Below are 19267 nucleotides of genomic sequence, written 5' to 3'. Positions count from 1 at the left end.
GCGATGACCGAGACAGCCTCCCACCGCGTCGCGCTCAGCTTCGAGGACGGCGTCACCCGCTTCATCACCTGCGCCGAGGACCAGACGGTCGCCGACGCGTCGTACCGCTCCCGCATCAACATCCCGCTGGACTGCCGCGACGGCGCGTGTGGCACCTGCAAGGCGGTCTGCGAGTCGGGGGACTTCGACGGCGGCGACTACATCGAGGACGCGCTCTCCGCCGCCGAGGCAGCCGACGGCTACGTGCTGCCGTGCAGCATGAAGCCGCGCTCGGACCTGGTGCTCCAGATCGCCAGCACGTCAGAGGTCGCCAAGACCCGCGCGGCGTCGTACGCCGCCACCCTCACCCGGCTGGACCGGCTCTCGCCGACGACCGTCTCCTTCACGCTGGAGACACCGGACCGTGATTCGCTGGCCCTCCTGCCGGGGCAGTACGTCAACATCGCCGTCCCCGGCACGGACGAGACCCGGTCCTACTCCTTCAGCAGCGCCCCCGACGACAAGGAGCTGACCTTCCTCGTCAAGCTCACCCCGGGTGGCGTCATGTCCACCTGGCTCGCCGAGCAGGCGTCGGTGGGCGACGAGGTGGTCTTCAGCGGCCCCAACGGCAGCTTCTTCCTCCGCGAGGCCGAGCGGCCCCTGCTGCTGCTCGCCGGCGGCACCGGCCTGGCGCCGATCCTCTCGATCCTGCGGCGGCTCCGCGACACGGGCAGCACCCGACCGGCGCACCTGGTCTACGGCGTCAGCACCGACGACGACCTCGTCGAGCTCGCCCGGCTGGAGGAGCTGGCCGCGTCCCTGCCCGAGCTGACCTGGGCCCACTGCGTCGCCGACCCGGACAGCACGGCGGACCACAAGGGGTACGTCACGAGCCTGATCGAGCCGCAGCACCTCCACGCCGGGGACATCGCGGTCTACCTCTGCGGCCCGCCGCCGATGGTGGAGGCCGTACGGACACACTTCGCCGACGCCGGCGTCGTACCGACCGGCTTCTACTACGAGAAGTTCGCCCTCTCCGGACCCGCCACCCCTGCCGTCGAACCCGCCACCGGACCCTCCCCGGCGAGCGGTGAGCCAGTTGACGCACCGGTGCCCGAGAGCGTGGCTGACGCACCGATCCCCGCCGACCTCCCGGCGACCGGTGGCCCCGTTGCCGAGCGGACGCTCGGGACGGAGGCCGACGCACCGCCCGTCCACCCTCGCCGCCACGCCTCCCGCACGATCGCCGGCCAGGAGCTGCTACCCGCGTCGGACCTGGCGCCGCTGGGTGACGGTGCGACGTACGGCGCCCCTCGGTCGGCGTCCCGCGATATCGCGCGCCAGGAGATGCTTCCCGTGGCGCGCCTGGCCGCGCTCGGCTCCTCGGACGAGCTGCGGGTGACACGGGTCGTCGCCGGCCGCGGCATCGCCGGCCAGACGCTGCTTCCCACCTCGGACCTCGCACCCCTGGTCGCGCCGGTCCTCGAGCCGACCGAGGCAGAAGAGCCGGCCGGGGGCTACGAGATCGGCGAGGAGCACCCCTCGGTGCACGAGTCCGACGCGATCTTCGAGGCCCGGCGTGCCCTGGAGCTGGGCGCGCTCGAGCTGGTCCTCGGCCGGGTGACCAGCCAGCAGGTCGCCGGCTACCGGTTGCTCGCGGAGTCGACCGTCCCGCACGTCGACGGTGACCGCTTCGTCGACGCCGCCGCCTACACCGAGACCAACGCCGCCTTCCACGACTACCTCTTCACCCTGACCGGCAACGAGCACCTGCTGCAGGCCTACCAGGCGCTCGGCGTCAAGGGCCACATGGAGGAGGTGCTGCGGACGGCGACCTGGTGCGACCCCCGCTGCGCGCAGGACCACCTCGACATCGTGGACGCGGTCGCGGAGGGGGACCGGCAGGCCGCTCGCACGCTCATCGCCGACCACGCGGACCGGTCGAAGACGACCATGCGGCGGGCGATGTCCGACGCCGAGGTCGAGAAGCGTCCCGCCTTCGTGACGCCGGGCCGCTTCGCCGGCAAGGTCGTCGTGGTCACCGGTGCCGCGCAGGGGATCGGTGAGCGGACCGCCCGCCGCATCGCCGCCGAGGGCGGCGAGCTGGTGCTGGCCGACCGCTCCGACCTGGTCCACGCCCTGGCGGACGAGCTGGACGCCGTCGCGGTGGTCTGCGACCTCGAGCGGTACGACGGGGCGCTGGCGATGGTCGAGCAGGCCGTGGCCCGCTTCGGCCGGGTCGACGTGCTCGTCAACAACGTGGGCGGAGCGATCAGCTTCAAGCCCTTCACCGAGTTCACCGACGTCGAGATCGCCGCCGAGGTCGACCGCTCGCTGATGACCACCCTCTACGCCTGCCGCGCTGTCCTGCCGGGGATGGTGGACCGGGGTCGTGGCGTCATCGTCAACGTCTCGTCCGCCGCCACCCGTGGCATCCACCGGATCCCCTACAGCGCCGCCAAGGGCGGGATCAACGCGATCACCGCGTCCCTCGCCCTGGAGTACGCCGACGCCGGCGTGCGCGTCGTCGCGACCGCGCCCGGCGGGACCGAGGCACCGCCGCGCCGCATCTCGCGCGGCACCCCCGAGCCCCGCTCGGAGGAGGAGAAGGCCTGGTTCCAGGCCCACATCGACCAGACGCTCGACCACTCGCTGATGCGCCGCTACGGCACCCTCGACGAGCAGGCGGCCGCCATCACGTTCCTGGCCTCCGACGAGGCGTCCTACATCACCGGCACGGTCCTCCCGGTCGCCGGTGGTGACCTGGGCTGACGTCCCCGTCCGCCCGCACCACCACCTCCTCCCTCACCGCTGCCCCCAGCAGACTGGAGATCCGTCATGTCCGAACCCACCCCCGCCCTCGAGCGGCGCCGCCGCCGGACGGTCGCCTGGGTCGTCGCGCTGTCGACGGCCGCGCTCGTCTTCGACGGCTACGACCTCGTCGTCTACGGCACCGTCGTCCCGACGCTGCTCGGCGACCCCAGCCACCTGGGTGCCATGACGCCCACGCAGGCCGGGACCCTCGGCAGCTACGCCCTCATCGGGGTGCTGGTCGGGGCGCTGGCAGCCGGCGCCGTCGGTGACCGCATCGGTCGCCGCAAGGTCATGCTGGTCAACCTCGCATGGTTCTCGGTCGGCATGGCGCTCACCGCGACCACCCACAGCGTGCAGACCTTCGGGTTCTTCCGCTTCCTCACCGGGGTCGGGGTCGGTGCGCTCGTCGCCACCGTCGGGGCACTGGTGGCCGAGTTCGCACCTCCCGGGCAGCGCAACCGCTACAACGCCATCGTCTACAGCGGCATCCCCGCCGGTGGCGTGCTGGCGGCCCTCGTCGCCCTCGGGTTCGGCGACACCATCGGGTGGCGCGGGCTCTTCTGGGTGGGCGCGCTGCCGATCGTCGTGCTGCTCCCGCTCGCCTGGTTCCTGCTGCCCGAGTCCCCGAAGTGGCTCGTGGCCCGGGGGCGGATCGCCGACGCCGAGCGCATCAGCGCCCGGACCGGACTCCCGGTGCCGGCTCCCGAGCTGCACGTGCCCGACAAGGTGGGCTTCCCGGCCCTCGCCACCCGTGACTACGCCTTCCCGACCTTCCTGCTCGGGATGATGAGCTTCGCCGGCCTGCTGCTGACCTACGGCCTCAACACCTGGTTGCCGCAGATCATGGGGGAGCAGGGCTACGGCAAGTCCTGGTCGCTGGCCTTCCTGCTGATCCTCAACCTCGGCGCCATCATCGGCGGCCTGGCGGCGTCGTTCTTCGCCGACCGTCTCGGGGCCAAGCGCGTCGTCGTGTCGACCTTCGTGCTCGCCGCGATCACCCTGGCCCTGCTGCCGCTCGACCTGCCGTCTGTCGTGCTGTTCGCGGCCGTCGCGCTGGCCGGTGTCGGCACGATCGGCACCCAGGTGCTGATCTACGGGATGGTCTCCAACTACTACCCGACCACGGCACGGGCGGCCGGCGTCGCCTGGTGCGCGGGCTTCGGTCGGCTGGGCGGGATCGTCGGCCCGATCGTCGGCGGCGTGCTCGTCGGTGCCGGGGTCGGCGGGTCCACCGCCTTCCAGCTCTTCGCGGCCGTCTCCCTCGTGGGAGCGCTCGTGACCAGCCTGGTCCCGAGGACGCGGCACGTGGAGCAGGCGCCCGTCGAGCAGCAGGAGCCGGTCGCGGTCGGGTCTACCGTTACCGCGTGACCGCTGCCGACCCCGTCCTGATCGCGCGCGAGGCCGAGCTCGCCGCCCTGGAGCAGGCGCTGCTCCGGGTCGGCGACCACGGTCCCGCGCAGCTGGTCGTCACGGGGCCCCCGGGATCGGGTCGCAGCACCCTGGTGGCGCGGTACGCCGCGGACCACGGGGTCGGCGTCGCCCGGGGCGCGGCCTGGGAGTCCGGCCTCGAGCTCGGTGTGGTGTCGCAGCTGCTCGGGGCCACCGAGGTGCCGGACGACGTGCTGGGCGCGGCCGCCGTGCTCGCGGACCGGCTGGGTGGCACGGCCGCCGAGCCGGGCCTGCTGGTCGTCGACGACGCCCAGTGGGCCGACCCGGCCTCCCTGCAGGCGCTTTCCAGCGCCGTCCGCCACCACCGCGACCGACCGTTCCTCGTGGTGCTGGTGACCCCGAGCGCCGCCCCGGTCCCGGAGACGGCGGCGCTGCTCGACGCGGTGGCCGACCGCGTCGTCTTACGCCCGCTCGACCTGCTCGGCGTCCAGGCCCTGGCCGCGGCCCACGGGGTCGTGCTGCACGCGTCGCTGGCCGAGCGCCTGCGGGTGCACACGGGCGGACTGCCGGCACCCGTGGTGCGGCTCGTCGAGGAGCTGCCGCGGAGCACGTGGGCGTCCTTCGACCCCGAGCTCCCGGCGCCGGCCGACGTCGCGGCCGACGTCGTCGCCCGGCTCGCAGCGCTGCCTTCCGACGCGGTCGCGCTGGTGGAGGGGGTGGCCGTCCTGGGTGACGGTACGTCGATCGCCGACGCGGCATCGCTGGCCGGGCTGACAGCACCGCTCGCCGCGCTCGACGCCGCCGTGGCGACCGGGCTCCTGGTGGTCACCGAGCGCCGCCGGGCGCACGCCCTCGCGACCACCGACCCGATGGTGGCGGCGGCCGTGGTCGCCCACCTCGGACCCGCGCGCGCCGCCGACCTGCACGTCCGGGCGGCGGGTGTGGTCAGCGACCCCGCATCGCGGCTCCTGCACCGGGTGGCCGCGACCGCGCTGCCCGACCCGTCACTGGCCGACGAGCTGGAGGACCTCGCGGGGCAGCGCGCGTCCACCGGAGCCTGGGCCTCTGCCGCCGACCTGCTGGCGCGGGCCAGCCGGCTCACCGACGACGTCACGCTGCGGGAGCTCCGCCTCGCCCGTGCGGTCGACGCACTGGTCGGCTCGGGGGACGTCCTGGCCGCCGCCACCCTCCTTCCCGAGGTCGAGAGCCTGCGCGAGACGCCGCTGCGCAACGCGGTCCTCGGCTACCTCGCCGTCGTGCGCGGACGACCCGCGGAGGCCGAGACCTGGCTGGGCCGGGCGTGGGACCTGGTCAACGCCGAGCGCGAGCCCGACGTCGCCGCGATGATCTGCCAGCGCTGGGTCCTGCACAGCCTGGCGCGCGTCAGGGGCGCCGACCTGGTGACCTGGGCGGACCGCGCCATCGCCCTCGTCCCGGCCGACTCCCCGGCAGCGGTCGAGGCCGCCGCGATCCGGCCGCTCGGGCTCGCGGCCACCGGTCACCCGCTCGAGGCGCTCGCGGACTACCAGCGGCTCGCCGACGAGGTCGGTCACGGTGCCCAGGCCCAGCGGGTGTCGATGGGCAAGGGCTGGCTCCATCTGGTCGTCGACGAGGTGGACGAGTCGCGCCCCGCGCTCGAGTCCGCGCTGGCGACGGGCTTCCTCGGTGGCTCGACCCGGATCTCGCTCTGGGCGCACGCCTGGCTGGCCCGCGCCCAGTTCGTCACGGGCGACTGGGACGACGCGCTGCGCACCGTCCGCGCGGGGCTCGACCTCGTCGACCGCTCCGGCATGACCCTCGTCCGCCCGCTCCTGTGGTGGACCCGCGCCCAGGTGCTGGCGCTCCGGGGCGACTGGGACGGCGCCGAGGCCGCGGTCCGGAGCGGTGAGGCGGGGGTGCGTGACTACGAGATGATGCGCGTCCCGTCCTGCCTGGCCCGGGCGCAGGTCGCGGAGGCCCGGGCCGACTACGCCGGTGTGGTGCGCGCCCTCGAGCCGCTGCGCCAGCCCTGGGCCGGAGCCGGCATCGACGAGCCGGGCGCCTGGTCCTGGCCGGACGTCTACGCCAACGCGCTGGTCGTCGAGGGCCGCCTCGACGAGGCCGACGAGTTCCTGCGTCCCCACGAGGCCCTCGCCGAGGAGCGCGGCCACCGCTCCGCGACGGCGCGGCTGGGCTATGCGCGGGGTCGGCTGCTCGGCGCGCGGGGTGACCTCGACGCCGCGCGGCTCTCGTTCGAGCGCTCGCTCGACCTGCTGGCCGACACCCCGCTGCGCTGGGACCGCGCCCGGGTCAACTTCGCCTACGGCCAGACGCTGCGCCGCGCCGGCAAGCGCCGCGAGGCCGACGGCGTCATCGCGGCGGCGCGGGACCTGTACGCCGCCCTCGGCGCGTCGACGTACGTCGCCCGCTGCGACCGCGAGCTCAAGGCCGGGGGGCTCCACGCCGTGCGTCCCGCGGACCAGCCCGTCGACGCGCTGACCCCGCAGGAGGAGGCGGTCGCGGCCCTGGTCGCGCGCGGGCTCTCCAACCGCGAGGTCGCCGCCGAGCTGTTCGTGTCGATGAAGACGGTGCAGTACCACCTGACGCGGGTCTACGCGAAGCTCGGTGTCCGCTCGCGCACCGAGCTGGCCGCGCAGGGCGTGACGAGCTCCCGGTCGTGATGTCGGGGGTGGGGTGGACCGTCAGACGCCGACGGCCACCCGGACCGGCGCACCGGTCCGCTCGGAGATCTCCTCGACGGTGACGCCGGGAGCGAGCTCGACCAGCTCGAAGGCGTCCTGCGCGACGTCGAGGACGCCGAGGTCGGTGATCACCCGCGACACGATGCCGCGTCCGGTGAGCGGCAGGTCGCACGCGGTGACGAGCTTGTGGGACCCGCTGCGGGACACGTGCTCCATCAGCACGATCACCCGCCGGGCGCCGCTGACCAGGTCCATCGCGCCACCCATGCCCTTGACCATCGCGCCCGGGACCATCCAGTTGGCGAGGTCGCCGGTCATCGAGACCTGCATGCCGCCCAGGACGGCGGTGTCGATGTGGCCGCCGCGGATCATGGCGAAGCTCAGCGAGGAGTCGAAGAAGGACGCGCCCGGCAGCACGGTCACGGTCTGCTTGCCGGCGTTGATGAGGTCCGGGTCCACCTCGTCGTCGTAGGGGAACGGGCCGACCCCGAGGATGCCGTTCTCCGCGTGCAGCGTCACCGTCGAGCCCGCGGGCAGGTGGCCGGGGATCATCGTGGGCAGGCCGATGCCCAGGTTGACGTACTCGCCGTCGTGCAGCTCGAGTGCGGCCCGGGCCGCCATCTCGTCTCGCGTCCAGCTCATGCCTGGGTCTCCTCGCGGGGTCGGGTGGTGCGCTTCTCGATGTCCTTCTCGGTGGCCTGCTCGGGGGTCAGCTCGACGATCCGCTGCACGAACACCCCGGGCAGGTGCACGTCGTCGGGGTCGATCTCGCCGATCTCGACGATCTCCTCGGCCTCGACGATCGTGAGCCGCCCGGCCATCGCCGCAGGGACGTTGAAGTTGCGGGCGGAGGCGTAGAAGACGCAGTTGCCGGCCCGGTCGACCTTCGCCGCCCGGATCAGCGCGACGTCGGTGACGATCGACTCCTCCAGCACCATCTCGGTGCCGTGGAAGGTCCGCACCTCCTTGGGCTCGGAGGCCAGCGCGACACTGCCGTCCGGGTGGTAGCGCCAGGGCAGGCCGCCCTCGGCGACCATCGTCCCGACGCCGGTGGGGGTGAAGAAGGCGCCGATCCCGGCACCTCCCGCGCGCAGCCGTTCGGCGAGCGTGCCCTGCGGGGTCAGCTCGACGGTGAGCTCACCGGCGAGGTACTGCCGGCCGAACTCCTTGTTCTCCCCGACGTACGACGCGATGACGCGGGTGATGCGGCGGTTCTCGAGGAGGAGGCCCAGCCCGGCGCCGTCGACGCCGCAGTTGTTGGACACCACCGTCAGGTCGTCGGCGCCCTGCTCGAGGAGGGCGCCGATCAGCGTCCACGGGATGCCGACGAGGCCGAAGCCGCCGACGGCCAGGCTGGAGCCGGGGGAGATGTCCGTGACGGCGTCCGCCGAGCTCGGGACGACCTTGTCGATGCTCATGCGGGTGCTCCGATCAGGTGGGCGATGATCGCCGGGGTGATGGTCTCCGGCTGCTGGGCGTTGGCGAGGTGCGCGGAGTCCGGTACGACGAGGAGTCGGCCGTCCTGCACGCCCTCGGCGATGGCCTCGAGGTCGGGCGGGGGAGTGGCCGGGTCGTCGGCGCCGGCGATCGCGAGCGTGGGCGCCTCGATGCGGGCCAGGTCGGCGCGCAGGTCCATCGTCGCGATCACCTCGCAGCACGACGCGTAGCCCTCCGCCGGGGTGGCGGCCACGACGGCCTCGCACTCGGTCCTGGTGTCGGGGTGGGCCTCGAGGTACGGCGCGGTGAACCAGCGCGACACGACCGCCTCGGCGACGGCTCCGGACCCGCCGGCGCGCACCGTCGCCGCGCGGTCGTGCCAGGCGCTGGACGGATCCAGCTTCACGCCGGTGCACAGCACGACGAGCCGGTCGACGAGCTCGGGGTCGCGGGCGGCGAGGCGCATGCCCGTCATGCCGCCGAGGGACAGGCCCACGACGTGCGCCTTCTCGACACCGAGGGTGTCGAGCAGGGCGACCACGTCGTCGGCGAGGTCGTCGATGTCGTACGGCCCGGCGGGGACGGGCGACGCCCCGTGGCCGCGGGTGTCGTAGCGCACGACCCGGAAGTGCTCGGCGAGCGCGTCGACCTGGGCGTCCCACATGGTCGTGGTCGAGCCGAGCGAGTTGGAGAGCACGACGACCGGGGCGTCCTCGGGTCCGGTGACGACGTGGTGGACGGCGACGGCGCTCATGACACGCGCTCGAAGACGGCGGCCAGGCCCTGGCCACCGCCGATGCACATGGTCTCGAGGCCGTAGCGCGCCTCGCGGCGCTGCATCTCGTGGGCGAGCGTGGCGAGGATGCGCGCGCCGGTCGCGCCGACCGGGTGGCCGAGCGAGATGCCGGAGCCGTTGGGGTTGAGCCGCTCGTCGGTCGGGTCGACCTTCCACTCGCGCAGGCAGGCGAGCACCTGGGCGGCGAAGGCCTCGTTGAGCTCGACCACGTCGATCTCGTCGAGGGTCAGGCCGGCACGCTCGAGCGCAGCGGCGGTGGAGGGGACCGGGCCGATGCCCATCACCTCGGGACCGACGCCCGCGACGGCCCACGACCTCAGGCTCAGCAGCGGGGTGAGGCCGCGGCGCTCGGCCTCCTCGCGGGTGGTGACGACACACATGGCGGCTCCGTCGTTCTGGCCGCTGGCGTTGCCCGCGGTGACGGTGGACTCGGGGTCGAGCTTCTGCCGGACCGGCCGGAGCGCGGCCAGCTGCTCCAGGGTGGTGTCGGGCCGGGCGTGCTCGTCGCGGTCGACGACGACGTCGGGCTGGCCGCGGCGTCCGGGGACCGTGACCGGCACCAGCTCGTCGGCGAACCTGCCGGCCTCGTGGGCGGCGCCGGCACGCTGCTGGGAGCGGACCGAGAGCTCGTCCTGCTCCTCGCGGGAGATGCCGTACTCGCGGCGCAGGTTCTCGGCCGTCTCCAGCATGCCGCCGGGGACCGGGTGGTCCTTGCCGCCGGCGGTCTCGCGGGCGCGGACCAGGCGGTCCATCAGCTCCACGCCGCCGCTGCGGATCCCGGTCCGCAGCCCGAGCGCGTAGTGCTCGACGTTGGACATCGACTCCACGCCACCGGCCACGATGACGCTGCCGGCGCCGCTGGCGATCTGCGACGCGGCGTACAGGACGGCCTGGAGACCGGAGCCGCAGCGGCGGTCGAGCTGGAGGCCGGGGACGCCGGTGCCGAGGCCGGCGTCGAGGGCGGCGATGCGGCCGATCGCGGGGTTCTCCCCGCTGGGGTTGCAGTTGCCCAGCACGACGTCGTCGACGTCGCCCTCGCCGAGGCCCGTACGCCGCACGAGCTCACGCAGCGTGTGGGAGGCGAGGTCGACGGCGGACAGCGAGGCGAACGCGCCGCCGAACCGGCCTACGGGGGTGCGGACGGGTTCACAGATGACGATGTCGGTCATGGCTCGACGGTAGGCGCTGCGAGCGATATCGGGAAGTATCCATTTCGCCATGATCAATATCGTGGGAGTCTTGATCCATGGAGCTCCGTCACCTGCGCTACTTCCAGGCCGTCGCCGAGGAGAAGCACTTCGGTCGGGCGGCCCAGCGGCTGCACATGGCGCAGCCGCCGCTCTCCCAGCAGATCAAGCAGCTCGAGGACGAGCTCGGGGTGAGCCTGCTGCGCCGCACCACCCGCCGGGTCGACCTCACGCCCGCCGGAGAGTCCTACCTGGTCCGGGTCCGGGCCATCCTGCAGGCGGTCGACGCGGCGGGGGACGAGGCGCTGCGCATCGGGAGCGGGCTGGAGGGCCGGCTGGTGGTCGGCTGCGTCGGGTCGGCGACGTACTCCCTGCTCCCGGCCCTGGCCCGGGCCCTGCGCGAGCAGCTGCCCGGGGTCGACTTCGCCTTCCGGGGCGAGATGCTGAGCCCGGACCAGCTCGACGCGCTCCGGGACGGCTCGATCGACCTCGCGCTGATGCGTCCGTTCGCCGATCTGTCCCAGGCCGTTGACGTGGTCCTGTCCCCGCTGCGCGAGGAGAGGTACGTCGTCGCGCTGCCGGAGGGCCACCGGCTCGCCGGCCGGAGCCGGGTCCGGGTCGCCGACCTCCGTGGCGAGGACCTCATCGTGCACTCCGGGCACGGCCGCTCCGCGATGTACGACGCCGTCACGACGCTCTGCCGCAACGCCGGGTTCGAGCCGTCGGTCCGCCACGAGGTCGCCGAGACCTCCACCCTGGTCACCTTCGTCGCGGCGGCCCTCGGGGTGGCCGTCGTGCCGGAGCCGACCTCCGCGCTGGTGGTGGCCGGGACGGTCTACCGCCCCCTCGTCACGCGGAGCCGGATGGAGCTGGTGGCCGCCACCCGGGCGGGCGACGACTCCGCGCTCCTGGCCCGCACGCTGAGGGTGCTGGGCGAGCAGGTCGGGTCCTGACCCGCGATCGGCGACCCGTCACTGGGTCCTCGCCAACCACACGAAGAAGCCGACGAAGGCGCAGGTCGCCACGGCGATGATCGCCGCGGAGATCGCCAGGTCGATCCACAACGGCAGCCGCACCGGGCGGAAGACGCCGTCCTCCTCGGGCCCGCTGCGGAGCCACGCTCGGAGCCGCTGTCGCCAGGACGGTGTGTGCGACGGGGGCGCAGTCGCGTGGGGAGGGTCCGCCTGCTGCGTGCTGATCGTCTTCCCTGCGCGTGCTTCCACGTCGTGCCACCCCCGAGATCTCCGTTGAGAGGGTCAACCTAGCGACCCGGACCGCGTTTGCGCCGCCACTGGCCGGGCATGGGGCGGGGGTCGCATCCAGACCGCAGAGGAGAGTGGCGTGACTGACCACCAGTCGGCAACACCCCGGGACCACACCTCCACCCCGGCCGTTGAGGCGGTGTCGCCGGTCGACCAGACCGTCAAGCGTCTGGAGAGCGGGCAGCTGCTGCGCAGCGCCGTCCCGCTCATCGCGGCCGGCCTCGGCGTCGCCGGCCTCTCCACGTCCTTCGCCACGTCCAGTGGCCTCACCGTGTTCTGGATGGGCGTCCCACTCGGCCTCGTTGGCAGTGCGTCCGCGGCCTTCGGCTACCGGGGCCGTCTCCGTGAGATCCGGAGCCCCCGACCCTCGACAGGTCGGCACTATCCGTGGCTCTTCCTCGGCTGGGTGTGCGTCTTGGCCGGACTCCTCATCCCGCCGTACGCGCTGGCCTGAACGCCAGGCCACGCCTCGCCCGAGTCACGTGCCGATCCCTACTCCCGGACCCGGCCGGTCTCGTAGCCCCACATCGCGACCTCCACCCGGTTACGGGCGCCGAGCTTGGTCATGAGGCTGCCGATGTGGGTCTTCACCGTGCTGAGGCTGATGTGCAGCTCGGCGGCGATCTCTGCGTTTGTGCGCCCCCGCGCGATGGTGAGCAGCACCTGCTCCTCGCGCTCGGTGAGCGGGTCGAGGGGCTGGGCGGGAGGAGCTGCCCGACCCGTGCCTGCGAACGTCGACAGCAGCCGGCGGGTGATGCTGGGCGAGATGAGCGAGTCACCTCGGGTGGCGGCCCGGATCGCCTCGCCGAGCAGCTCGGGTCCGGCGTCCTTCAGCAGGAAGCCGGTGGCACCGGCGGACAGCGCACCGTGCACGTACTCGTCGAGGTCGAAGGTGGTGATCACGACGACCGCGACCGGGTCCTCGACGCCCGGCCCGGCCAGCTGCCGGGTCGCCTCGACGCCGTCGAGGACGGGCATCCGGATGTCCATCAGGCACACGTCGGGACGGAGCTCGCGGGCCAGTCGCACCGCCTCCTGCCCGTCGCGCGCCTCGCCCACGACCTCGATGCCGTCCAGGGTGCCGAGGATCAGGCGCAGTCCGGTCCGCACGAGGTCCTGGTCGTCGGCGACCAGCACCCGGATGCTCACGCCGACACCTGCCGCGGCAGGGTCGCGCTGACGGCCCAGCCGCGACCGGGGCAGGGACCTGCCCGGCACGCGCCACCCAGGAGCAACGCGCGCTCCACCATCCCGGTGATCCCGAACCCGGCTTCGTGAGCGGGGTCGACCGCGCCCGGATCACCGTCGTCGCGGACGACGAGGCTGACCGTCGACCGGTCGCCGGAGACGCGCACGTCGATCAGGGTGGCGTTCCTGGCATGCCGCAGGGCATTGGTGACCGCCTCCTGGGCGATCCGGAACACGGCGGCATCGATCGCCCGCGGGAGTGCGGCCAGGTCGTCGGAGACCGTCACCTCCACCCGAGGACCGGTCGGTGAGGCCTGCGACAGCCGCTCGAGGTCGCCCACGCCGGGCTGCGGGGCGTAGTCGGCCGGTGCCTCGTCGCGCAGCACACGGACCATCGCCCGCATCTCGGCCAGCGTGCGCGACGCCTCCACCTCGATCACCTCCAGCGCCTCGAGCGCCGACGACGGGCTGGTCGCAGCAAGGGCGCGCCCGGCCTGGGCATGGATGGCGATGGCAGAGACGTGATGGGCCACCGTGTCGTGCAGCTCCCGCGCCAGCAGGACCCGCTCCTCCGACTTCGCCTGCTCGAGCCCCCGTTCCCGTGCGCCGTGCTGGGAACGCACGGCCCAGCCCAGGGCGAAGGCGGAGACCAGGACAGCGACCCCGCCGATCGCGTCGGCCACCCCGGTCCAGCTGACGACGAGCGACATGACTGCCGGGACCAGGACGATCGCCAGACCCGCCACCGCCTCCCGCCCGGATCCCCACCGGAAGAGTGAGTAGGGCAGCAGCAGGAGGTAGACCATGGTGTACATGTCGAGTGCGGGTGCGCCGGATGCGATCAGCACGATGTCGACGACCGCGGTCACGCCGAAGGCGGTCGCGACCACCGCGAGCGGGTGGGTACGTCGCCACAGCAGCAGCGGCGCCAGTCCGACCGCCAGCACCACCGACAGCCCCCGCAGCGGCAGGTCCTCACGCAGGACGCCCTCCAGCACCCCGGAGACCGTCACGACCGCCAGCAGCGCCCAGTCCCGCCGTACCCGAGCCGGTGGGGCCGACGGTCGGGGATCCTCCAGCAGGGACCGCAGTGGATTGCTCACCCCCTCAGCGTAGGGATGGAACGCCGCCGGGGGACCGGCCGAAAGTCTGATCCCGGCCCGGGCGCCCGTCCTTTCGGCCAGGTCAGGACCGGCCATCGAACCGATGTGCGCACGCCGCGACGCGGCGAGGGTTGTCGCATGATCACTGTCGAGTCACTGACCCGGAGGTACGCCGGCTTCACCGCCGTCGACGACGTCTCCTTCACCGCCCTGCCCGGTCGCGTCACCGGCTTCCTCGGCCCGAACGGCGCCGGCAAGTCCACCACGATGCGCGTGATGGTCGGCCTCACCGCCCCGACGTCCGGCACCGCGACCATCAACGGAGAGCGCTTCGCCGACCTCCCCAACCCCGGCCTCGAGGTGGGCGTCCTCCTGGACGCCTCCGCCCAGCACGCCGGTCGCACGGGACGCGAGATCCTCACGCTCGCCGCCGACACCATGGGTCTGCCCCGCCGCCGCGTCGACGAGATGCTCGAGCTCGTCAGCCTGACACCGGCGGAGGCCAGGCGCCGCGTGCGCAACTACTCCCTCGGCATGCGTCAGCGACTGGGCATCGGCACCGCGCTGCTCGGGGACCCCCGGGTGCTGATCCTCGACGAACCGGCCAACGGGCTCGACCCTGCCGGCATCCGGTGGATGCGCGACCTGCTGACGGGCTTCGCCAGCCAGGGCGGCACCGTCCTGTTGTCCTCGCACCTGCTGCACGAGATCGAGGTCATCGCCGACGACCTGGTCGTGATCGGGAACGGCAAGATCGTCGCGTCCGGCAGCAAGGACGAGCTGCTGGCCGCAGCGGGCACGCTCGTCCGGTCGACGTCACCGCGCGACCTCGTGCACGCCCTCGAGCAGGCCGGGATCCCCAGCACGCTCGCAGGGGACGGCTCGGTCCGCACGGACGCCGACTCCGCCCGGGTCGGGGCCGTGGCCCTGACGGCGGGCATCGCCCTCACCGAGCTCCGGTCCGCCGAGGGCGCCGGCCTCGAAGACATGTTCCTCTCCCTCACTGCCGACACCCAACGCGAAGGAGCTGCGGCATGACTGCCACGACCACCTCTCCCGACACCATCGGGGCCGCGCCGGCCCGACGGACCGTCCGTCCCATCCCGACCGCCCGGCTCCTCACGATCGAGCTCCGCAAGATGTTCGACACCCGCTCGGGCTTCTGGATGCTCGTCAGCATCGGTGTCCTGTCGGTCATCGCCACCGGGGCGGTCCTCGTCTTCGCCCCGGACAGCGAGATCGCCTACGGGAACTTCGCAGCGGCGATCGGCTTCCCGATGTCGGTGATCCTGCCGATGATCGCGATCCTGGGCGTCACGAGTGAGTGGAGCCAGCGCAGCGGGCTCACGACGTTCACGCTCGTGCCGAGCCGCGGCCGCGTCATCGGGGCCAAGGCGTTCGCGACCTTCGTGGTCGGGGTCGTCTCGATGGCCGTCGCGTTCGCCGTCGGTGCCGCCGGCAACCTGCTCGGGTCCACGGTCATGGGTCTCGAGACGGTCTGGGACATCTCCCTGGCAGCCGCGGCGCAGATCCTCCTCGGGAACCTGGTCGGCATGGCCATCGGCTTCACGCTCGGCGTCGTGCTGCGCAGCTCCGCGGCAGCGATCGTGGGCTACTTCGTCGTCTCCCTGGTCCTGCCGGGCATCCTGGCCCTTCTCGCCCAGGTGCGCTCGTGGTTCGCCGACCTGCAGCCGTGGATCGACTGGAACTACACGCAGGTCGCACTCTTCGAGAACGACACGGACACGGCGAGGGAATGGGCGATGCTGGCCTCGACCACCGCGATCTGGATCGCGCTGCCGCTGGTCGTCGGACTGCTCCTCCTGCGCCGCTCCGAGGTCAAGTAGTCAGACACTGGCAGGCGGTATCCGACGCTGATGTGTGGGTGCCGGCCACTGCCGTCTCGCCGTCGTCATGCCGGCCCCCTGACTCGGCCCGTGCATCGTGGTCCGACGCGTGCGAGACCAGCGTCCCGCCGGTAGGTGGCGTTCGGCCCTGTTCGAGCCACCTCCGCCCGCGGTTTGCTGAGGGTGGAGACGTCGGCCTCGTGCACCCGGACATGGAAGGGAGCTGGTCTCCGTGGACGCCGCAATCGCCATGTCGGGACTGGTGAAGGATTTCGGGCCCAGGACCCGGGCACTCGACCACCTGGACCTGGAGGTCGAGACGGGCGAGGTGCATGGATTCCTGGGGCCGAACGGTGCCGGAAAGACCACCACCATCCGCGTCCTGCTCGGGTTGCTGCGTGCCGACGAGGGACGTGCCGAGCTGCTGGGCGGTGACCCGTGGCGCGACGCGGTGGCGTTGCATCGACGGCTCGCCTACGTGCCGGGCGAGGTGAACCTGTGGCCCAACCTCACCGGTGGTGAGGTGATCGATCTGCTCGGCCATCTACGGGGAGCCCTCGATGTGTCGCGTCGGGAAGAGCTGCTCGAGCGCTTCCAGCTCGACCCGACCAAGAAGATCCGCGCCTACTCCAAGGGCAACCGACAGAAGGTCGCCCTCGTGGCGGCGTTCTGCTCGGACGTGGAGCTGTACCTGCTGGACGAGCCGACCTCCGGTCTCGACCCACTCATGGAGGCCGTCTTCCAGGACGTCGTCCAGGAGCTTCGCAACGCCGGGCGCAGCATCCTGCTGTCCAGCCACATCCTCTCCGAGGTCGAAGCACTGTGCGACCGCGTCACCATCATCCGGACGGGGCGAGCGGCCGAGAGCGGCACCTTCGAGGAGCTGCGCCACCTCACACGCACCTCGGTCGTGGTCGACACCGCGAAGCCCTTGGCGCCATTGACCCACTGGCCGGGCGTGCACGACGCCCGGGTGCAGGACTCACATGCGGAGTTCAGCGTCGACCCGGGTGAGCTCAACCACGTGCTCGAGCACCTCGTCGAGCTCCAGGTGCGGTCCATGGTCACGGCGCCCCCCACGCTGGAGGAGCTGTTCCTGCGCCATTACGACAAGGACGTGGTCCCACCGGGTGCGGGGGCGGTGGACGGGGTGGTGACGACGCGATGAGCGGCATCACCGGCACGATGCGGCTGGTGCGCCTCGCGCTGCGGCGCGACCGGATCACCCTGCCCGCCTGGATCCTCAGCATGGCGGCGTTCCTGGCAGCCACGACCGCGATGTTCGAGGCCAACTACGCGAAGCACCCCGAGCTCCTGGTGCCGGACACCCAGATCGTGGTCGAGAACCCGGGGATGCGAGTGCTGGGGCTCGTCACCGGGCCGACCATCGGCGGCTACACCCTGCACCGGGACGCACTCACCCTCGCGGTCCTCGCCGCGTTGATGAGCATCTTCGCCGTCGTCCGCCACACCCGTCAGGCCGAGGAGCTCGGCCGGGCGGAGATGCTGGGCGCCGGCGTCGTCGGTCGCTACGCATCTCTGTGCGCGGCCGTCATCGTTGCGCTCGCCGCGAACGTCGTCCTGGCCGGGCTGCTCGGGCTCGCCATGATCGTCGCCGGACAGTCCGTCACCGGTTCGCTCGTGGGCGGCACGTCCATCGCCCTGGTGGGTGTCGCGTTCACCGGCGTCGCCGCCGTGACCTCGCAGCTGGCGTCGACCACGCGCGGGGCGACCGGTCTGGCCGTCGCGGCCCTGGGAGGGTCGTTCCTGCTCGCGGCACTGGGCAACATGCTCGGCACCGTCGACTCCACCGCGCTCCGGGTGACCAGCGCCTGGCCCGCCTGGGTCTCACCGATCGGCTGGGGCCAGCAGATGCGACCCTTCGCGGACGACCTGTGGTGGCCAGCGGGTCTCTCCCTGCTCGCCCTCGCCCTGTTGTCCTGGGCCGCGGGCGTCCTCGTCGGCAGACGCGACGTCGGCCGCGGCATGTGGCCCGAGCGCAGGGGGGACGCCCATGCCCGGGCGAGCCTGCTGAGCCCGACGGGTCTGGTCTGGAGGCTGCAGCGCGGGACGTTGGTCGGCTGGGCCATCGGGATGATCGGCTTCGGTCTGGTCTTCGGTGCGCTGAGCGAGCAGATCAGCGGTCTCGAGGGAGAGGCGACGGAGTGGTACGCCGCTTTCGGCGGTGATGTGGACCTGCTCGGGGCCTACTGGGCCTCGATGATGCAGATCGCCGGCACGGCCGTGGCCGCCTACGTCGTCACCCTGCTTCTGCGTCTGCACCACGACGAGGCGCAGGGGACCCTGGAGCCGGTGCTGGGCACCGCTGTCTCCCGTCTTCGATGGCTCGCTGCATACGCCGTCAACGCCCTGGTTGGCGCCACGATGCTGGTCCTGCTGTTCGCGGTCGCGGTGGTCGTCACCGGCGGGCTGGTCCTGGGCGAACCGGCCACGATGCTGGGTGACCTTGTCGGTGCCGCACTGGTCCAGCTCCCTGCCATCGGGGTCCTCGGCTCCGCGGTGCTCGCCCTCGTGATGCTGGTGCCGCGGTGGTCGGTGGGGCTGTCGTGGGCCGTCGTGGTGGCTGCCATCTTCGTGGGGCCGATGTTCGGTCCCTCGCTGGGCCTGCCCGGTTGGCTGCTCGACCTGTCGCCGTTCACCCACGTGCCCAACGCTCCCGCCGTCGCGATCAGCGTGGAACCGGTGCTCGGGCTGCTCGTGGTCGGCGCGCTGCTCGCCGGCGCCGGGGTGGTGGCCATGCGTCATCGGGACCTCGCCCTGCCGGCTTGACGCGCGGCCCGGAGGGGCCCGGCTTTGCTTGACCTCGCTGGTGGACTCCCGTAGCCCCGGCGCGGGCCACGACGGGGTGCGGACCGGCGTGCGTTGCGCAACGCACCGCGACCCACCCGCCCACGAGACTCACCTGGCGTGATCTCCAGCACCGCCGAGCGCCACCGATCCACTTCCGGCTGCACCTATTTGTCGACTGCGTGCCGGTGCGGGACAGCGGCAGCGACCATGAGCAGCGCGAGGAACGAGTAGTAGTAGACGGCGATCCACAGCCCTCGGGGTGTGGTGACTGCCAGGTCCGCTCCCGCGAAGGACTCGACGGTCAAGGCCCAGATGGGAACGGCCGTCAGCGCCAGTACGCCTCCGGCGACTCGGCCCCAGCGGGGACCGCGCCCGGAGATCGCGTACCCCCCTGCCATGGCGTAGAGGGGTACGCCGATCGCTCCGCCACCCAGGCCGTCCTCGAAGATCCCGAGCACTCCCAGCGGGCCCTCGCTGAGCAGGACCGCCGCGAACAGCAGGGGTGAGAGGGCCAGCCAGCGCCAGTGGCGCCGGCCACCCGTGCGGCGAAGATGCTCGGCCCAACCCAGGAGCAGCCCGATCAGCAGGCCGGGAAGCAGGATGTAGCCGAAGGTGCCCGACCAGCTGACGCTCGAGTCCTGGACGATCTGCGCCATGAATCCGCGCAGGCCGGCGGCCCACGCCAACCCACACAGACCACCGAGGAGAACCAGCACCACCGGTCGACTCCGGTCACCAGTCACGCGTGTGGTTGCGTCGGATGGCCGGGTCGC

17 protein-coding genes are annotated in these 19267 nt (G+C 72.7%); 9 read left to right on the top strand and 8 right to left on the bottom strand.

The window, feature by feature from the left end; all coding sequences use genetic code 11:
- The first annotated feature begins 3 nt into the window (after positions 1 to 3).
- The 3 genes from benC to ASG88_RS18880 all read left to right on the top strand — a co-directional run bounded on the left by benC (position 4) and on the right by ASG88_RS18880 (position 6842).
- Positions 4 to 2751: a benzoate 1,2-dioxygenase electron transfer component BenC gene (gene benC, locus ASG88_RS18890; protein ID WP_056888997.1), complete on the top strand. Its 2748-nt coding sequence runs from the start codon at positions 4 to 6 to the stop codon at positions 2749 to 2751.
- Between the two features lie 66 nt (positions 2752 to 2817).
- Complete coding sequence (locus tag ASG88_RS18885) at positions 2818 to 4161, top strand: MFS transporter (protein ID WP_056888996.1); 1344 nt, start codon at positions 2818 to 2820, stop codon at positions 4159 to 4161.
- Entirely contained in the window at positions 4158 to 6842 is a 2685-nt protein-coding gene (locus ASG88_RS18880; protein WP_056888995.1) for a helix-turn-helix transcriptional regulator, read from the top strand. The genes ASG88_RS18885 and ASG88_RS18880 overlap by 4 nt, the downstream gene beginning before the upstream one ends.
- Positions 6843 to 6863: 21 nt before the next feature.
- Here ASG88_RS18880 and ASG88_RS18875 read toward each other — a convergent pair whose 3' ends face one another.
- The 4 genes from ASG88_RS18875 to ASG88_RS18860 are packed head-to-tail and all read right to left on the bottom strand — an operon-like array spanning position 6864 to position 10265.
- The gene (locus tag ASG88_RS18875) at positions 6864 to 7505 is read right to left on the bottom strand and encodes a 3-oxoacid CoA-transferase subunit B (RefSeq protein ID WP_056888994.1); all 642 of its coding nucleotides are present in this window, start codon (positions 7503 to 7505) and stop codon (positions 6864 to 6866) included.
- Positions 7502 to 8281: a CoA transferase subunit A gene (locus tag ASG88_RS18870; protein WP_056888993.1), complete on the bottom strand. Its 780-nt coding sequence runs from the start codon at positions 8279 to 8281 to the stop codon at positions 7502 to 7504. Before ASG88_RS18870 ends, ASG88_RS18875 begins: the two co-directional genes overlap by 4 nt.
- Positions 8278 to 9054, bottom strand: coding sequence for a 3-oxoadipate enol-lactonase (pcaD, locus tag ASG88_RS18865; protein ID WP_056888992.1), 777 nt, complete (start codon positions 9052 to 9054; stop codon positions 8278 to 8280). The genes ASG88_RS18870 and pcaD overlap by 4 nt, the downstream gene beginning before the upstream one ends.
- Entirely contained in the window at positions 9051 to 10265 is a 1215-nt protein-coding gene (locus ASG88_RS18860; protein ID WP_056888991.1) for an acetyl-CoA C-acetyltransferase, read from the bottom strand. The genes pcaD and ASG88_RS18860 overlap by 4 nt, the downstream gene beginning before the upstream one ends.
- A gap of 77 nt (positions 10266 to 10342) precedes the next feature.
- On the opposite strand from ASG88_RS18860, the gene ASG88_RS18855 reads away from it, so the two are divergent.
- A complete protein-coding gene (locus ASG88_RS18855) occupies positions 10343 to 11236 on the top strand; it encodes a LysR substrate-binding domain-containing protein (protein WP_056888990.1) in 894 nt (297 codons plus the stop codon).
- An 18-nt stretch (positions 11237 to 11254) separates the two neighbouring features.
- Here ASG88_RS18855 and ASG88_RS18850 read toward each other — a convergent pair whose 3' ends face one another.
- The gene (locus ASG88_RS18850) at positions 11255 to 11506 is read right to left on the bottom strand and encodes a hypothetical protein (RefSeq protein ID WP_056888989.1); all 252 of its coding nucleotides are present in this window, start codon (positions 11504 to 11506) and stop codon (positions 11255 to 11257) included.
- A gap of 118 nt (positions 11507 to 11624) precedes the next feature.
- Between ASG88_RS18850 and ASG88_RS18845 the strand changes: the two genes are divergently transcribed.
- Positions 11625 to 11999: a hypothetical protein gene (locus tag ASG88_RS18845; protein ID WP_157559826.1), complete on the top strand. Its 375-nt coding sequence runs from the start codon at positions 11625 to 11627 to the stop codon at positions 11997 to 11999.
- Between the two features lie 38 nt (positions 12000 to 12037).
- Here ASG88_RS18845 and ASG88_RS18840 read toward each other — a convergent pair whose 3' ends face one another.
- Together ASG88_RS18840 and ASG88_RS18835 are read right to left on the bottom strand one after the other, a co-directional pair.
- Positions 12038 to 12694 carry a response regulator gene (locus ASG88_RS18840; RefSeq protein WP_056888987.1) on the bottom strand — a complete coding sequence of 219 codons (657 nt, stop codon included), beginning with the start codon at positions 12692 to 12694 and terminating at the stop codon, positions 12038 to 12040.
- On the bottom strand, positions 12691 to 13836 hold the full coding sequence (locus ASG88_RS18835; protein WP_056888986.1) for a sensor histidine kinase: 1146 nt from the start codon (positions 13834 to 13836) through the stop codon (positions 12691 to 12693). The genes ASG88_RS18840 and ASG88_RS18835 overlap by 4 nt, the downstream gene beginning before the upstream one ends.
- A gap of 138 nt (positions 13837 to 13974) precedes the next feature.
- On the opposite strand from ASG88_RS18835, the gene ASG88_RS18830 reads away from it, so the two are divergent.
- The 4 genes from ASG88_RS18830 to ASG88_RS18815 all read left to right on the top strand — a co-directional run bounded on the left by ASG88_RS18830 (position 13975) and on the right by ASG88_RS18815 (position 18473).
- Positions 13975 to 14874 carry an ABC transporter ATP-binding protein gene (locus tag ASG88_RS18830; protein WP_056888985.1) on the top strand — a complete coding sequence of 300 codons (900 nt, stop codon included), beginning with the start codon at positions 13975 to 13977 and terminating at the stop codon, positions 14872 to 14874.
- On the top strand, positions 14871 to 15683 hold the full coding sequence (locus ASG88_RS18825; RefSeq protein WP_056888984.1) for an ABC transporter permease subunit: 813 nt from the start codon (positions 14871 to 14873) through the stop codon (positions 15681 to 15683). The genes ASG88_RS18830 and ASG88_RS18825 overlap by 4 nt, the downstream gene beginning before the upstream one ends.
- A gap of 232 nt (positions 15684 to 15915) precedes the next feature.
- Positions 15916 to 16851 (top strand): ABC transporter ATP-binding protein, encoded by a 936-nt coding sequence (locus ASG88_RS18820; RefSeq protein WP_321163833.1) that lies wholly within the window; start codon positions 15916 to 15918, stop codon positions 16849 to 16851.
- The gene (locus tag ASG88_RS18815; protein ID WP_056888982.1) at positions 16848 to 18473 is read left to right on the top strand and encodes an ABC transporter permease; all 1626 of its coding nucleotides are present in this window, start codon (positions 16848 to 16850) and stop codon (positions 18471 to 18473) included. The genes ASG88_RS18820 and ASG88_RS18815 overlap by 4 nt, the downstream gene beginning before the upstream one ends.
- Before the next feature lie 185 nt (positions 18474 to 18658).
- On the opposite strand, the gene ASG88_RS18810 is transcribed toward ASG88_RS18815, so the two are convergent.
- Positions 18659 to 19213 (bottom strand): hypothetical protein, encoded by a 555-nt coding sequence (locus ASG88_RS18810; protein ID WP_162259875.1) that lies wholly within the window; start codon positions 19211 to 19213, stop codon positions 18659 to 18661.
- Between the last annotated feature and the right edge of the window lie 54 nt (positions 19214 to 19267).

Source organism: Nocardioides sp. Soil777 (assembly GCF_001428425.1).
Taxonomy (GTDB): Bacteria; Actinomycetota; Actinomycetes; order Propionibacteriales; family Nocardioidaceae; genus Nocardioides; species Nocardioides terrigena.
This window is presented reverse-complemented; position numbering and strand designations above follow the sequence as displayed.